Annotated in this window: 12 protein-coding genes; 1 reads left to right on the top strand and 11 read right to left on the bottom strand. The window is 64.9% G+C overall.

What is annotated here, in order from left to right; genetic code table 11:
* Positions 1-228 (bottom strand): aa3-type cytochrome c oxidase subunit IV, encoded by a 228-nt coding sequence (locus N1F91_RS10585; RefSeq protein ID WP_289991981.1) that lies wholly within the window; start codon positions 226-228, stop codon positions 1-3.
* Between the two features lie 117 nt (positions 229-345).
* Between N1F91_RS10585 and N1F91_RS10580 the strand changes: the two genes are divergently transcribed.
* Complete coding sequence (locus tag N1F91_RS10580; protein WP_289991979.1) at positions 346-951, top strand: Uma2 family endonuclease; 606 nt, start codon at positions 346-348, stop codon at positions 949-951.
* A 36-nt stretch (positions 952-987) separates the two neighbouring features.
* On the opposite strand, the gene N1F91_RS10575 is transcribed toward N1F91_RS10580, so the two are convergent.
* The 10 genes from N1F91_RS10575 to N1F91_RS10530 form a co-directional block, all read right to left on the bottom strand.
* The gene (locus N1F91_RS10575) at positions 988-1,830 is read right to left on the bottom strand and encodes an ABC transporter ATP-binding protein (protein ID WP_289992211.1); all 843 of its coding nucleotides are present in this window, start codon (positions 1,828-1,830) and stop codon (positions 988-990) included.
* A gap of 84 nt (positions 1,831-1,914) precedes the next feature.
* Positions 1,915-3,237, bottom strand: coding sequence for an ABC transporter substrate-binding protein (locus N1F91_RS10570; protein WP_289991978.1), 1,323 nt, complete (start codon positions 3,235-3,237; stop codon positions 1,915-1,917).
* 130 nt (positions 3,238-3,367) lie between these two features.
* Entirely contained in the window at positions 3,368-4,447 is a 1,080-nt protein-coding gene (locus N1F91_RS10565; RefSeq protein WP_289991977.1) for a branched-chain amino acid ABC transporter permease, read from the bottom strand.
* A gap of 11 nt (positions 4,448-4,458) precedes the next feature.
* Positions 4,459-5,412, bottom strand: coding sequence for a branched-chain amino acid ABC transporter permease (locus N1F91_RS10560; protein WP_289991976.1), 954 nt, complete (start codon positions 5,410-5,412; stop codon positions 4,459-4,461).
* 9 nt (positions 5,413-5,421) lie between these two features.
* Entirely contained in the window at positions 5,422-6,246 is an 825-nt protein-coding gene (locus tag N1F91_RS10555) for an ABC transporter ATP-binding protein (RefSeq protein ID WP_289991975.1), read from the bottom strand.
* Complete coding sequence (locus N1F91_RS10550; protein WP_289991974.1) at positions 6,243-8,228, bottom strand: AMP-binding protein; 1,986 nt, start codon at positions 8,226-8,228, stop codon at positions 6,243-6,245. Before N1F91_RS10550 ends, N1F91_RS10555 begins: the two co-directional genes overlap by 4 nt.
* A gap of 298 nt (positions 8,229-8,526) precedes the next feature.
* Positions 8,527-9,201, bottom strand: coding sequence for a Crp/Fnr family transcriptional regulator (locus N1F91_RS10545; protein ID WP_289992210.1), 675 nt, complete (start codon positions 9,199-9,201; stop codon positions 8,527-8,529).
* 107 nt (positions 9,202-9,308) lie between these two features.
* Positions 9,309-10,085, bottom strand: coding sequence for a hypothetical protein (locus N1F91_RS10540; RefSeq protein ID WP_289991973.1), 777 nt, complete (start codon positions 10,083-10,085; stop codon positions 9,309-9,311).
* A 354-nt stretch (positions 10,086-10,439) separates the two neighbouring features.
* A complete protein-coding gene (locus N1F91_RS10535; protein WP_289991972.1) occupies positions 10,440-12,746 on the bottom strand; it encodes an EAL domain-containing protein in 2,307 nt (768 codons plus the stop codon).
* A gap of 123 nt (positions 12,747-12,869) precedes the next feature.
* On the bottom strand, positions 12,870-16,337 hold the full coding sequence (locus N1F91_RS10530; protein ID WP_289991971.1) for an indolepyruvate ferredoxin oxidoreductase family protein: 3,468 nt from the start codon (positions 16,335-16,337) through the stop codon (positions 12,870-12,872).
* Positions 16,338-16,629: the final 292 nt, after the last annotated feature.

Below are 16,629 nucleotides of genomic sequence, written 5' to 3'. Positions count from 1 at the left end.
TCAGCGCGCCAGGTAGGAGGCGACGGCCACGAGCAGGACGAAGAGGATGGTCGACGAAATGAAGCCGCCGCCGGCGAAGAACCCGAACGCCATCGCCACGAGCAGCGACACGCACAGGATGGTGCCGTATTTCGCCATGGCGAGGAACAGCGAGTATGTCTTCTCGTGTTCCGAATAGTCCATCTCGGCGCCCATTTCGACCGGACCGGTCGGCGTGTTGTCAGCCATCGGATAACCCCGTTGCAAGATCCTCGTGCGCACATATCGAAAAGCCGCGGCAAGGGCAATGGCGCGCGAAGCCGCATCCCGAACGGCCTCTTCAGGACGCGGTCCCGATCTGGTATCATGACCCGACCGATGGACGGGACAGCCATGTCGCAGGCGAAGCAGACCAAGATGACCGTCGAGGAGTTCTTCGACTGGCAGCAGCGCCAGGACAGGAACTACGAACTCGTCGACGGCGTGCCGGTGCTCACGGTCAAGGCGATGACAGGCGCGAGCCGTCGGCACGACCGGGTGACCGTAAACGCCCTCGCAACACTGCACGCAGCTTTGCGCGGCAAGCCATGCAGCGCCACGACCGACGACCAGTCGGTGCTGACCGACCGCGGCACTCGCCGACCCGACATCACCGTCGATTGCGGCAGGGCCGACGACCGGTCGATGTCGACGGCCGACCCCCGCGTCGTCGTCGAGGTCCTGTCGCCGTCGACGGTCCGCTATGACCGCTTCCAGAAGCTCGAGGAGTACAAGCGTCACCCGGCGATCAAGGTGATCCTCCTCGTCGATTCAGAGGCGCCGCAAGTCACTGTGTGGCGGCGGGTCGACGGAGAGTGGACCTACGCGGAACAGATCGGCCTTGACGCCGTCATCGCCTTGCCGGAGATCGACGCCGAACTGCCGCTGTCGGAACTCTACGCTGACCTGACCTTCGATACCCCCTCGGGCTGAAGGGCATCGCTTCCCTTCAGCTGCGCGTACGGCCCCTCACGCCAGCCACCGCTTCCGCCGCTTGTAGTGCTTGACGTTCTTGAACGAGCGGCGGCCGTCGCCGGCCACGCCCAGATAGAATTCCTTGACGTCCTCGTTCTCGCGCAGCGCCTTTGCGTCGCCGTCGAGCACGATGCGGCCGGATTCGAGGATGTAGCCATACGTGGCATAGCGCAGAGCGATGTTGGTGTTCTGCTCTGCGAGCAGGAAGGAGACGCCCTGCTCCTCGTTCAGCTTGCGCACGATCTCGAAGATCTCCTCGACGAGCTGCGGCGCGAGCCCCATCGAGGGCTCGTCGAGCAGGATCATCTTGGGGCGCGACATCAGCGCCCGTCCGATGGCGGTCATCTGCTGCTCACCGCCCGACGTGTACCCGGCCTGGGACGAACGCCTGACCCGCAGGCGCGGAAAATAGTCGTAGACCATCTCGAGGTCGCGCTTGATGCCCGCCGAACCGTCGCGGCGCGTGAAGGCACCCGTCAGCAGGTTCTCCTCCACCGTCAGGTGGCCGAAGCAGTGGCGGCCCTCCATCACCTGGATGCAGCCGCGCCGAACGAGATCGTTGGGCGACAGCGCCTCGACGCGCTCGCCCTGAAACAGGATGTTGCCCTTGGTGACCACGCCGCGCTCGGCGTGCAGCAGATTGGAGATCGCCTTCAGCGTCGTCGTCTTGCCGGCCCCGTTGGCGCCCAGCAGGGCCACGATCCCGCCACGCGGCACCGTCAGCGACACGCCCTTCAGGACGAGGATGACGTGGTTGTAGATCACCTCGATGTTGTTGACCGACAGGATGACGTCGGTCACGGCTTCGGGCGCAGGGCTTTCCCCGGCGGCTCCCATCATGTCGACTGTCATGCTGATCCTTCCCTGGTGGTGGAGTGTCCGGCCCGCTGGATGGCGGGCCGGACCTGACTGCGGGCCTCGTCAGTTCGACAGGCAGGGTTCCGTGCGCTCCGGCCACGGTGCGTTGGCGGTCTTGTACTCTTCCGCTGCCTTCTCCAGCATCGGACGCACCACCTCCGTCATCGGCGAGAACCACTCACCGGACTTCTGCCAGTCCTTGCCGTCCCACTCGACGACATAGACCTGGTGATGGCCGGAATGGTCCGAACAGGAGAGCTTGAGCGCTCCCGCGAAGCCTTCCATGCCCATTTCCTTCAGCCGGGCTTCATCCACGTTGAGGTTTTCGAGGCCGGCCCGCATGTCGGTGGCGTCGATCACCTTCTTGCCCGACAGTTCCTGCGCGCGGCGGATGCCTTCCGCGATCAGCATCGAGTTGTAGACACCGCGGTTGTAGAGGTTGTCGGCGAACTTCGCCGGATCGACCTGGCTCTTGCCCGCATCGACGACATACTTCTTGATGTCCTGGATGACCGGATAGTCGCTGCCGACGCCGTGGAAGTTGAGCGTGCGGTAGCCCTTGGCGTCCTCGCCGCCGGCCGCCGCATCGTCATTGCCGCCCGACCACCAGACGCCATAGAACTTGTCCATCGGATAGCGGATCTTGACGGCCTCCTTGACCGCGGTCGGGTTCATTGCGCCCCAGCCCCACATGATCATGTAGTCGGGACGGTCGCGCCGGACGTTGAGCCACTGCGACGACTGGTTCTGCATCTCCTTGCCGGGAACCGGATAGAGGGTGAGTTCGAAGCCGTACTGCTTGGAGAAATCCTCCAGCAGCGGAATCGCCTCCTTGCCGTAGCCGGCGTCGAGATAGATGTAGCCGATCTTCTTGCCCTTCAGGCTTTCCAGCCCACCCTCGCGCCTTGCGATGTCGGCGACGATTGCCGAAGCGCCGTCCCAGTAGGTTGCGGGCGGGTTGAACACCCAGGGAAAGACGTTGCCGACGGCCGCCGCGGAGAGGCCGTAGGCCATCGACAGCACCGGAATCTTGTCGACGCCGGCCTTCGGGATGACCTGCAGCGTGATGCCCGTCGAATAGGGGGAGATCACCAGCGGGTTCTTGGCCTTGACCTGCTCGTAGCACTCCACGCCCTTCTGCGTGTCGTAGCCCGTCTCGCATTCCTCGATGTTGATCTTGACGCCGTTGATGCCGCCGTCACGCTCGTTGAGCATGGTGAGGTAGTCGCTCATGCCGTTGGCGATCGGGATGCCCGATCCGGCGAAGGGACCCGTACGGTAGCTGAACAGCGGCACGTAGACGCTGTCCTCGGCGAAGGCGGGCAGTGCCGCCGTCGACGCCATCGCGGCGAGGATGCCGCCGGCAATAAGCGATCTCAGTCTCATGTCGTTCCTCCCGTTGCACTGGCCGCAAGGCCGTGAGTGAGCCTTTTCCTCCAGCAGGATCCGGTCAAGGCTCGAAGCCCGGATCGTAGGCTGTCGTCCTGCTCGCGCAGGCATGGTTCGGCGTGGACCCTCACGCGTAGGGGAAGGGCCACACCCTGAGCTTCTCCTTGCCGATCTGCCACAGGCGGGCGAGGCCGTGCGGCTCGAGGATCAGGAAGGTCACGATCAGCGCCCCGACGATCATCGAGGTGACGTGGAATGCGGTTTCGGCCGCGATCGGGATGCCGATCATCGGCGGCCCCGCGCGCAGGATGATCGGCAGCGCCCAGATGAAGGCCGCGCCGAAGAAGCAGCCCACCAGCGACCCCAGCCCGCCCAGGATCGCCATGAACAGGACCTGGAAGGACAGGGTGATGGAGAAGGCCGAAGGCTCGGCTGCGCCGAGATAGAAGAACACGAACATCGCACCCGCCACGCCGCAGAGATAGGACGAGACGGCGAAGGCGGAGAGCTTGGCGTAGAGCGGGCGAACACCCATCAGTTCGGCGGCGATGTCCATGTCGCGGATCATCATCCATTGCCGCCCGATGCGTCCGCGCAGAAGGTTCTTCACCAGCACGGTGAGCAGGATGACGATGGCGAGCACCGTGAAGTAGCGCGGCACGCTGCCGGCGGAGGCGCCGGTCACCATGGTGCCGAAGACCTCGCGGCCCGGCACCTCGATCGCGCCCGAGGCATTGTAGTTGTAGAGCCAGGGAATCCGGATGAAGCACCATTCGAGGAAGAACTGCGCCGCCAGTGTCGTCACCGCCAGGTATAGGCCTTTGATGCGCAGCGACGGCATGCCGAACACCATGCCGACGGCCGCCGCCGCAAATCCCGAGAGCAGGATATGCACGACGATCGAGACGTCGGGAAAGATCGTCGTCAGCTTGTAGCAGGCATAGGCCCCGACCCCCATGAACCCGCCGGTTCCGAGCGACAGCTGCCCGGCATAGCCGGTCAGCACGTTGAGCCCGATGGTGGCGAGCGCCAGGATGAGGAAGGGAATGGCGATCGCCGACAGGAAGAAGTCGTTGGCGACGAAGGGCACGACGAAGACGGCGATGCCCAGGATGACGGCGACGCCGATGCGGTCCTGCAGGATCGGGAAGACCTGTTGGTCGGCTGCGTAGGACGTCTTGAACTGCCCTGCTTCGCGATAGAACATGGTGCCGCCCCTCAGACCCGTTCGATGATGCGTTCGCCGAACAGGCCCTGCGGCCTGAACAGCAGGAAGACGAGGGCGATCATGTAGGCGAGCCAGCTCTCGATGCCGCCACCGACCAGCGGACCCCAGTAGATCTCGCCGATCTTCTCGCCGATGCCGATGATGAGCCCGCCGACGATGGCGCCGGGGATCGAGGTGAAGCCGCCGAGGATCAGCACCGGCAGCGCCTTCAGCGCCACGATCTCCAGGGCGAAGGACACGTCGGAGCGCGCGCCCCACATGATGCCTGTGGCGAGCGCCACGATACCGGCCGCGAACCATACGATCGCCCAGATCTGGTTGAGCGAGATGCCCACCGACTGGGCCGCCTGATGATCGTCGGCCACCGCGCGCAGCGCCCGCCCGATGCGGGTCTTGTTGAAGAACAGCGCCAGCGCCGACACCATGATGATGGCGATGACGGCGGCCGCAATGTCGATGTGCTGCAGGATGACGAGCCCCCGCTCGCCGATCTCGATTTCGGTCGAACCCGTGGGCAGTCCGAGTTCCTGCGTGATCATCTTCTTCGGCTCGCCACCGAAGACGAACTCCCCGAGCCCGATCAGGAAATATGTCATGCCGATGGTCGACATGAGGAGGATGATGTCGGGCTGGTTCACCAGGGGGCGCATGACGAACCGCTCGACCGCGATGGCCAGCACGGCCATGACGCCGATGGCAAGGACCAGCGCCAGGTAGGCCGGCACGCCGGCTTCGTGCAGGCCGACCAGTGTCAGGCCCGCAAACACCACCATGATGCCCTGGGCGAAGTTGAAGACGCCCGACGCCTTGAAGATGAGGACGAAACCGAGCGCGATCAGCGCGTAGAGCACGCCGGCCACGAAACCCTCCCAGATCACCTGCAGCAGGAAATCCGGCATGTCCACCATCTGGACGAAGGGATCGATGAAGATCTGGTACAGCACGGTCCCCTCCTAATGCGAAACGCCGAGATAGGCGTCAATGACGTCCTGGCTGGACTTGACCTCGTCGGGCGTGCCGTCGCCGATCTTGCGGCCGTAATCCAGCACCACCACCCGGTCGGAAATATCCATCACCACGCCCATGTCGTGTTCGATCAGGGCGATCGTCGTGCCGAACTGCGCGTTGACGTCGAGGATGAAGCGGCTCATGTCCTCCTTCTCCTCGAGGTTCATGCCCGCCATGGGTTCGTCGAGAAGCAGGAGCGATGGCTCTGCCGCCAGCGCCCGTCCCAGCTCCACGCGCTTCTGCAGGCCATAGGGCAGCCGCCCCACCGGCGTCTTGCGAATGTGCTGGATCTCGAGGAAGTCGATGATCTCCTCCACCTTGCGCCGGTTGGCGATTTCCTCGCGCAGCGCCGGCCCGTAGTAGAGCAGCTGCCAGAAGAAGTTGCGGTGCATGGCCAGCGTCCGGCCCGCCATGATGTTGTCGAGCGTCGACATGCCCTTGAACAGGGCAACGTTCTGGAACGTCCGCGCGATACCGGACGCCGCCGCCTCGTAGGGCGCGATCTTCTGGCGCTCCTTGCCACGGAACACGATCGAGCCTTCCTGCGGGGTGTAGAAGCCGTTGATGACGTTGAGCATCGAGGTCTTGCCGGCACCGTTCGGGCCGATGATGGCGCGGATCTCCCCCTTTCGGATGTCGAAGGAAATATCGCTGATCGCCTTCACGCCGCCGAAGCGCAGCGACACGTTGCGTACGTCGAGCAGCACCTCGCCCATGGCGATGCCGTCGCCGTCGGAAAGCGCCTCACGGGGATCGACATGCCGGTTCATTCGGCTGCCTCCATGACCGGCGCGGCCGCGACGCCGAACACCGGCGCATCGACGATGCGCACCGTCGCGCGAACGCGCCCCTTGCGCCCGTCCTCGAAGGTCATCTCGGTCTCCACGTATTTCTCGGTCGAGCCGTCATAGAGCGCCTCGATCAGTTCGCCGTAGCGCTCGGCGATGAAGGACCGGCGGACCTTCTGCGTGCGCGTCAGTTCTCCGTCGTCCGCGTCGAGTTCCTTGTGCAGGACGAGGAAACGGCGGATCTGCGAGGCCGCCATCATCGGTTCCTCCGCGAGCTTGCGGTTGGCCGCCTCGACGTGGGTGCCGACGATCCGATAGACCTCGGGATGGTTCGCGAGTTCCTGGTAGGATGCGTAGGAGACGTTGTTGCGTTCCGCCCAGCTTCCCACCGACTGGAGATCGATGTTGATGAAGGCGGCACAGAAATCGCGCCCGTCGCCGAAGGCCACGACCTCCTTGATGTCCGGGAAGAACTTCAGCATGTTCTCGACGTATTTCGGCGCGAACAGTCCGCCCGTTTGCAGCTTGCCGACATCCTTGGCGCGGTCGATGATCTTGAGGTGTCCCTCGCCGTCGATGAAACCGGCGTCTCCGGTATGCACCCAGCCGTCAGGCGACTTGGTGGCGCGGGTCGCTTCCTCGTTCTTGTAATAGCCGACGAAAGTGCCGTCCGACCGGTAGAGAACCTCGCCGTTCTCGGCGATCCGGATCTCGACGCCCGGCGAGGGAATGCCCACCGTATCGGCCCGGATGTTTCCGTCCGGCTGCGCGGTGATGTAGACGCAGGCTTCCGTCTGTCCGTAGAGCTGCTTCAGGTTGAGCCCGATCGACCGGTAGAAGCGGAACAGTTCCGGCCCGATCGCCTCGCCGGCCGTGTAGGCGACCCTGAGGCGCGTCATCCCCATGCGGTTCTTCAGCGGCCCGTAGACGAGGATTTCGCCAAGGAGATACCGGAAGCGGTCGAGCAGGCCGACGGATTCGCCGTTCAGGATCTTCTCCCCGACCTTGCGGGCGTGAGCGAGATAGTGGTCGAACATGCGCTTCTTCAGGCGCCCGGCATCCTCCATCCGCACCATCAACGCGGTGAGCAGCCCTTCGAAGACGCGCGGCGGCGCGAAGAAGTAGGTCGGCGCGATCTCGCGGCGGTCTTCAGTCACCGTCTCCGGGCTCTCCGGACAGGAGACGCAGAAGCCGGCCGTGTAGGATTGCGTGTAGGAGAAGACGTGGTCGCCGACCCAGGCGAGCGGCAGATAGGCGATGATGTCCTCGTCGGGGCCGAGCTTGTCGAAGGCGTTGCCGTGCAGCGCCGACTTCACCAGGTTGTCGTTCGACAGCATCACGCCCTTCGGACGGCCGGTCGTGCCGGAGGTGTAGAGGATGACGCCGAGATCGGCGCCGCTTCCCTGATCGACCGACGCATGCCACTGCGCGATGGCCTCCGGTGAGGCTTCGATCGCCGACTGCCCTTTCTCCTGCACCTCCTCGAAGCCGTGCAGGTGCGTATGGTCGTAGTCGCGCAGCCCGCGCGTCTCGTCGTAGACGATCTCCTTCAGCGACGGCACCTTCTCGGCGATCGACAGCAGCTTGTCGACCTGCTCCTGGTCCTCGACGACGGCGAAACGGACCTCCGCATGGTCGAGCACATAGGCGATCTCCTCGGCGACCGAGTCGGCGTAGACGGGAACCGGCACCGCCCCGAGAGACTGGATCGCCGCGAAGCTCCAGTAGAGCCGCGGCCGGTTCGACCCGACCACTGCGACCTTGTCGCCCCGCTTCAGACCGATCGCCGAAAGCCCGATGGCAAAGCGGCGCACCTCGTCGAGCTGCTGCCTCCACGTCCAGCCCTGCCAGATGCCGAGGTCCTTGTGCCGCATGGCAGGGCGATCGGCGAAACGCTCCGCGTTCAGCACCAGATATTTCGGAAATGTATCGAGTATGGTGCCGGCTTTAGCCTTGGCAAGCATCTCCAGCGTTCCTCCCGGGACCCCACCTTGTTTCCGGCGGTTGGTCCGATGTTTATGACCCGGCATGTCCCAGCGCGCAAGTTGGCTGTGCAACCATGCCTCGCCGGCCACGTTCCTGCCCCACATCGCGAGGCATCCTCTATCGACGACGCTCCCATGTCGCACCCCTGGAAGCAACTTCTCGATTGACAGACACAGGTGCCTTTGCTCTGCTAGTGATGCGCAGTTTGCTCGCGCAACTTGCTGAAATCATTCGTTCGCTGTTCCACCTCCGCCAGACGGGGTCCCCTGCTCGGGGTCAGGATTCATAGCGTTTCAGCGTTTCGAGATCGATCACGCGAATCCTGCCGTGCTCCACGGCGATCAGCTTCTCGTCGGCCAGTTCCTGCAGCGAGCGGTTGGCGACCGCTCGCGACACGCCGGCGAGCAGGCCGAGTTCCTCCTGCGAGATTGCGATCTCCGTGCGCACGTGCGGGTAGAGCACGGGGTTGAAGAACCATGACAGGTGCCGCGCGACGCGGGCGCGGGGGCTGAGGATGCGATCATGCTCTATGGTGGCGATGAACTGCCCGACCCGCTCGTTCAGCTGGCGCACGAGGAAACGGTTGAATCCCTTGCTGTTCTCGTAGAGCCAGTCGAACGTGCCGCGATTGAGCATGGCAAGCCGCGTGTCGCGGATGGCGACCACGTCGTACTGGCGCGGCTCGCCCTTCAGCACGGAGCCCTCCCCGAACCAGCTGCCGGTGGTGACGCCCGCGAACGTCATCGGCTTGCCGCCGCGCGAGATCGCCGAGACCTTCACGAGCCCCTCGAGCACGCCGGTCCAGTAGTCGAGCCTGTCGCCGCGATGGCAGACATAGGCGCCCTTGGCGAAACTGCGCTCGGTAAGGCCGCGCGCGGCGCGCTCGATCTCGTCCTCGGTCAGCTCGCTGGCCCAGATGGTGGCGCGGACGGTGTCTTCGCGTGGGTTCATCATGCCTCATCGCTGGCGCCGCCCCCGGCGGCGCGTTGCGGGGCAAGCTTATGCCTCTCCACCGGTGCGATACAAGCCGACGGATGACTGCCTTGCAGCGTCCGCGCTCAGGCGGCCTTCTTCATGTAGCGCGCGGTCGGCAGGATCGTCAGCGATCCCACCTCTCCCATCGTGGCCCGCCCGAACAGCAGCCGACGCTCGAGCGCCGTCGACCGGAAGAAGGGGAAGCGATCCAAGGTCGGCTTCATGTTGATTGCACAGGTCGAGTCGTACAGCATGACCGGCACGCTGAAGGGCGGATAGGCCCTCGGCTCCCCGACCTGTGCCGACCCGAACACCCGCCGATAGAACGCGGTGTGCTCCTCCCGGATGACGCAGGTGCAGCTCGTGGTGTCGAAATAGCTGTTCGCAAGAACCGCGATACGAAGGGTGACGTAGGGCAGAGCCCTGTAGATCGTCGCGTAGTAGGGATCGGCCGCCAGCAGCGTCGGATTGACGAATGTCTCGCCCCGCGCGAGCCTTGGCTCGAGGATATCGCGGAAGGCGCCCAGAATCGGCGAATAGGGCTGCTGGGGCGTGACGTGATGAATGCGAACCGTGCTCACCAGCGTGTCGTCGACCCACACGCCGAAACGGTAGGAATTGGGAGTGTCGTCGAAGGCATCGGTCGTCATCCGGTCAGGCGATTCCGCCACGAAGCCGTTCGTGCGATAGGCCTTGTAGCGGAGGCGGTAGATCGCCTCGAGATCCTCGCCCTTCTCGCAACGTCTGTATTCGACACGCTCCAGCAGCGATGCGACGTTGTCCGCGAACGCCGACCCTCCGACATTTCCATCCGTCGATGGCGCACGCTTGAGGGTGCTGCTGTTCACTGAAACGGTCATATCGCTCTATCCCCGCACGCGCCGCCTTCCCGAACCGTACCCTAAGGTTGCGTTCAGTAAAGTCGAAAATTGGCTTCGTCCCGTTTACCTTCTGTTAACGTTAATGCAAGGGAGCGCCCATGGGTCCTTCGGACGTTTCAATCAGGAGACGCAGGAAGGCGGACGCCTGCGCCGCGCCGTTTGTACCGCAGAAACCGCAAGGTTGGACGCTCGACGATCGCAACGATGCGACGTCATGCCGCTGGATCGGGCCGCGGCGAAGTAGCGGAAGCCGGAGTTCCCATGTCCCGGACCCGGCGCGCCGGGGTGCGACGCTGCCGACCAATGGCGGACCGTCGCCGGTTGCGTCTCCCGCTAGCGGCCGGCGAAGAACTTCAGCCGCGAGATGTCCTCGCCGAAGGGCACGGCAGTCTTCGACATGGCCTCGATGCCAGATGCGCTGAGCGCTGCGCCGAACAGGAACCCCTGCAGCAAGTCCGGCTTGACCCGCGAGGACAGCAGCTTGAGCTGCTCGAACGTCTCCACACCTTCGATGGTGATGGTCAGTCCGAGCTTGCGCGACAGCGAAACGATGCCGCACAGGAGTTCAAGCGACCTGTCGTCCGACGTGATGTCCTGCAGGAACGACCGGTCGATCTTCACCTTGTCGAGCGGCAGCGTGTGCAGGTAGCTCAGGCTTGAATAGCCGGTTCCGAAATCGTCGAGCGCGATCTGCACGCCGAGCCCGCGGATCTGCTCGAGGTAGATCCGGGTCGAGAGCTTGTCGTCGAGAATCGCCGTCTCCGTCACCTCGACCTCGAGGCGGTGCGGCGGCAGTCCGGAGTTCACGAGCGCATCGCGCACATGGTCGACGATGCCCGCGGTGCGGAAGTCGCGCGCCGACAGGTTGACCGAAACGCCGATCGGTTCGGGCCATTTCGCGCATTCCTCGCAGGCCGTCTTCAGCACCTGGATGCTGATATCGGAGATGATTCCCATCTCTTCGGCCAGCGGGATGAAGACACCCGGGGACACCGCGCCGAGTTCGGGATGGTCCCACCGGCAGAGCGCCTCGCAGGTCACCACGGACATGTTCTTGATGTCGATGATCGGCTGGAACACCACGCGCAGGGTCTCTGCCTGCACGGCGTTGCGAAGGTCGGCCTTGAGCATCTGCTTCTGGCGGAACGCCGCGTCCATCGTCGCCTCGAACAGCCGCCAGCTGTTCTTGCCGGTCTCCTTGGCCTCGTACAATGCCAGGTCGGCCTTGACGATCATGCCCTCGGCATCGCCGTAGCTGACCGGCAGGAACACCGCCCCGGCGCTGAACTGGGCGCGAAGCGCATGGCCCGCCACGTCGACCTCCTCCTGGAGACCTTCGAAGATGCCGTCGAGCAGCATGCCGAGATGGTTTTCGTCCTCGATCCTGTCGAAGTAGATGACGAACTCGTCGCCGCCGAACCGGCTGATCTTCACGTCGTCGTCGGCGAAGAAGGCAAGCTTCTCGGCAATGGCGTAGATCAGTCCGTCGCCGACCGGATGGCCGAGCGTGTCATTGATGCTCTTGAAGTCGTCGAGGTCGAAGATCGCCAGCGCGCAGAGCCGTTCGCGATCGCCCGTCACCATGCACTCGGCGACGATCTCGTGAAAATAGGCGCGGTTCGGCAGGCCGGTCAGGTTGTCGTAACGCGCCATCGTGCGGATCTTCTCTTCCGCCTGCACGCGCGACGTCACGTCCTCGAAGGTGATGACGCTGAGCTCGTCGCTGCCTTCGCGCGCCGAGAATTCGAGGCAGCGGCCATTGGTGAGGGTGACGAGCAGCTTGCGGCCGCAGCCCTCCCGCAGCGCCAGCGTCAGCTGGGCCTCGATGAAGCTGCAGTCGCGCCGGCTGATCAACCCACCCGCAGCGCCGCGCAGCAGCAGCGCCTTCAGGCTGCGACCGATCAGCCGGTCGGTCTTGCCCAGTCCGATCAGTTCGGCGGCTTCCGCATTGGCCACGATCACCCGGCTGTCGGGACCGAGCATCACCAGCCCGTGTGTCATCGTGTTCAGCGCTCGGTCGAAGCGTTGCGCGAGTTTCGTCGCCTTCTTTTCCTGGCTGATGGCCGTGAAGAGCGTCACCCGCACGAGATCGGCCATCTTCATGGTGATGATCATGAAGGGGATGATGAACAGGCCGAGGGTGAAGGTGTAGAATTCGCCCTTCAACATCAATCCGATGGCGATCGGGCCAATCACCGTCAGCGAGAGGATCGCCACCATAGTGCGCGATCCGTAGTTTCGCCCGGCAATGGTGATCGCTCCGCCCATCACGACGCCGATGGCCGCGACTTCGCTGAATTCGTCGGGCAGGAAGTAGATCGCAACCAGGGCAAAGAGGCCGACCGCAGTGCCCTGCACCGTTCCCGCCAGGATGTAGAACCGCTCACGCGCGATGGCTGTGCGAAGATCGGTGATGCTTGAAGCCTCGACACCCCGCATCGCGACGTAGCGGCAGATGCCGGCACAGAGCATGAGCGCGGAAAGGCCGAGGTAAATCGAGTGCCCGGACTTCAGGTACACGAGCAGCCCGATCAGCCCATGACAGCATGCGCCGATCAGCAGGATGCCAGGGTCGAGGAAGAGCGACCTGACGAACCCCACGTAGACGTCTTCGGGAATGGTGTCCTTGCTGTGCTTCACTGCCGGCAACCGATTTGTATGCGAACCTGTCGCACATTCACATTAACAAACGTTTAGACGCGAGCGGGTGCGGGTCGGGCAAGGACGAAAGCCGTTGCGCGCCTCCCCGCGGCGATGGATCGGCTACTCCGCTGCCTGCAAAACCTCGGGCGACTGCGCGAACCTTTCCATCAGCCGCTTGCGCTCCGCGGCCGCCTTCTGCGCATTCGCCGCCTTGACGTGGCCGAAGCCGCGCACGAGCGACGGCACCGAGGCCAGCGCACAGGCTGCCTCGAGCCGCGCCGCGGTGAGCTCCCGGACGAGCAGGGCCAGGTCCTGTTCGTACTCGGCAAGAAGCCGCCGCTCCATGCGCCGCTCTTCCGTGCGGCCGAACACGTCGAGCATGGTTCCGCGCAGGCCCTTCAGCCGCGCCAGGATGCGGAATCCGGACATCATCCATGGGCCGAAAGACGATTTCACCGGCTTGCCGTCGGAGCCGGTCCGCCCGAGGATCGGCGGCGCGAGGTGGAACTCCAGCCGCTCGACGCTCTCGAACTGCGCCGCCACCTGCTTCGCAAAGGAGCCGTCGGTGTAGAGCCTGGCGACCTCGTACTCGTCCTTGATGGCCATTGCCTTGAACAGGTTGCGCGCCACGGCCTCGGTCAGCGCCGTCGATCCTGGCCGGGCCTTGGCCTCCGCCGCCCGCACGGCCGCAACCTGCCGCTCGTAGCGCTCGGCATAGGCGCGGTTCTGATAGGATGCGAGGAATGCAGAGCGCCTGGCCACGATGTCGTCTAGGGTGTCGGCCAGCGTCCGCTCGCCTTGTCCGGACGTCGCGGCGGCGACGCGTGCGCGCACGAACTCCGGATCGTGCGCAGCGCGACGGCCCCAGCGGAAGGCGCCGAGATTCATTGCCACCGCCTGACCGTTGAGCTCGATCGCCTTCTCGATCGCTTGGGGTGATACCGGCAGCCCGCCGAGCTGGCAGGCAAAGCCGAGCATGAACATGTTGGCACCGAGCGAATTGCCGAACAGCGCCGTGGCGGTGCGCGTGGCGTCGAAGAAATGCGCGTTGCGCTCGCCGGCTGCCGATCGGATCGCCTTGCGCAGGCGCTCGGTCGGAAGCGAGAAGTCGGCCGAGCGGGCGAAGTCGCCCGGCATCACCTCGGCCGTGTTGGCGACGAAGATGGTGTGGTTCTCGCGCACCGCGCCCAGCACCTTCTTCGATCCCGACACGACCAGGTCGCAGCCGAGCACGAGGTCGGCCTTGCCGGCCGAGACGCGGATGGCGTGGATGTCGTCCGGCGTCGCCGCCACGCGGACGTGGCTGTAGACCGCCCCGCCCTTCTGTGCGAGCCCGGCCATGTCGATGAGCCCGCAGCCCTTGCCTTCGAGATGCGCGGCCATGCCCAGCACCGCCCCGATCGTCACCACGCCCGTCCCGCCGATACCGTCGATGATCGCCGCCCAGCCCCGGGCCGCATCCGCGACACTGGCTGCCGGCACGCCCTCCAGCGGATCGGCGCCGCCGGCCGCGCCCGCGGCCTTGCGGATCTTGCCGCCATGCACCGTGACGAAGGAGGGGCAGAAGCCCTTCACGCAGGAGAAATCCTTGTTGCAGCTCGACTGGTCGATGCGCCGCTTGCGCCCGAACTCGGTCTCCACCGGCTGCACGGACACGCAGTTGGACTGGACGCCGCAATCGCCGCAGCCTTCGCAGACCAGTTCGTTGATGATCACCCGCTTGTCGGGATCGGGGAAGGTGCCGCGCTTGCGCCGCCGACGTTTCTCCGCCGCGCAGGTCTGGTCGTAGAGCAGCACCGAGACGCCCTTCACCTCGCGCAGTTCGCGCTGCACCGCGTCGAGGTCGTCACGGTGATGTACGGTCGCACCTAGCGGGACCGGGAGAGCGTCGTACTTGTCCGGCTCGTCGGTGACGATGGCGATGCGCTCGACGCCCTCCGCGCGCACCTGCTCGGCGATCATCGGCGCGGAAAGCCCGCCCTCGTGTGGCTGGCCACCGGTCATGGCGACCGCATCGTTGTAGAGAATCTTGTAGGTGATGTTGGCGCCCGACGCGACAGCGAAGCGGATCGCCAGCGAGCCGGAATGGTTGTAGGTGCCGTCGCCGAGGTTCTGGAACAGGTGCTCGCGCTTCGAGAACGGCGCCTGGCCGATCCACTGCGCGCCCTCCCCGCCCATGGCCGTGAAGCCGACCGTCTTGCGGTCCATCCACAGCGCCATGAAGTGACAGCCGATGCCGGCGCCGGCCAGCGATCCCTCCGGCACCTTCGTCGAGGAGTTATGCGGACAGCCCGAGCAGAAATACGGCGTGCGCACTCCCACGTCCTTCGTGTCGGCCAGCATCGCCTGGAACTGCTTGAGCTGGCTGACGCGTGCGGCGATGTCGTCGGCATGACCGGTGACGCGCAGCACCCGCTCGCCGAGCGCGATCGCGATCTCGTTGGGGTCGAGCGCACCCTGCGGCTGGAACAGCGTGTGGCCGTGCTCGTCGCGCTTGCCCACCACCACGGGCTGCATGCCCGTCCCGTAGAGCTGTTCGCGCACCTGCGCCTCGATCAGCGACCGCTTCTCTTCCACCACGACGATCATCTCGAGACCGCGCGCGAAATCGCGCAGATGCTCGAAGTCGAGCGGCCAGGGACAGCCGAGCTTGAACAGGCGTACGCCGAGGCGGTTGGCCCGCGCCTCGTCGATGCCGATGTCCTCCAGCGCCTGACGCACGTCGAGATAGCTTTTGCCGATGGTGATGATGCCGATCCTGGCGTCCGCGCCGCCCGAATAGACGATCCGGTTGATGCCGTTGGCGCGGATGAAGGCGCTGGCCGCCGCGCGCTTGAAGTTGTGCAGGCGGGCTTCCTGGCCCATCTGGTCGAGTTCGTGGCGGATGTTCAGCCCGCCGGCCGGCAGGTCGATCTCGGGAAGCACGATGTTCAAGCGTTCGAGAGAGACGTCGACCGAGGCGGTCGATTCGATGTTCTCCTTCACGCATTTCATCGCCGCCCAGGTGCCAGCGAACCGCGACATGGCGTAGCCGAGCAGGCCGTAGTCGACGATCTCCTGCACGCCGGCGGGATTGAGGATCGGGATCATGGTGTCGACGAACTGCAGTTCGGTCGCATGCGCATTGGTCGATGATTCGGCCGTGTGATCGTCGCCCATCAGCGCCAGCACGCCGCCGTGCCGCGACGACCCGGCAAGATTGGCATGACGGAACACGTCGCCCGCGCGATCGACGCCCGGCCCCTTGCCGTACCAGAGCGCGAAGACGCCATCGTACCGGCCTTCGCCCAGAAGCTCCGTCTGCTGGGCGCCCCAGCACGCCGTGGCAGCCAGCTCCTCGTTCAGGCCCGGCTGGAACACGATGTCGGCGCTGGAAAGCTGGCGCCGGGCCTTCCACAGCTGCTGGTCGAGCCCGCCCAGCGGCGATCCGCGATAGCCGGTCACGAAGCCGGCGGTGTTGAGACCGGCCAGCCGGTCCCGATCGCGCTGCATCAGAAGCATACGGATGATCGCCTGGGCGCCGGAGACGAAGATGCGATCCTTGCCGAGGTCGAACTTGTCGTCGAGCGATACGTCGTGAAGCGTCATCGGGCTTTCCCTGGATCCTCGCCGCGCAAGGCGGAACCGGTCTTGGTCTTTGGGCCAGAGTCTTTCGTCGTAAGCTTCTCGCGTCAAACGAAATCGGCGAGACGGCCGCATCCGGCGGTGCCGCCCCCACGTGCCGGTTGCGGCGGAGCGGCAATGACGTGGCCACAGGACCGCTAGCCCGTCTTATTCATGACGGCGTTTTCGCAAGGCTGGCGGATGTAGCATAAGCGGTTGATTTGGCGTAGGATTCGGTTGCTTAGGCCAATCCTGCCGACAACATCGCGCGAGCCAC

The organism is Aquibium sp. ELW1220, from assembly GCF_030398385.1.
Taxonomy (GTDB): domain Bacteria; phylum Pseudomonadota; class Alphaproteobacteria; order Rhizobiales; family Rhizobiaceae; genus Aquibium.
Note: the sequence above shows the minus strand (reverse complement) of the source record. Positions and strands in the feature narration are given on the sequence as shown.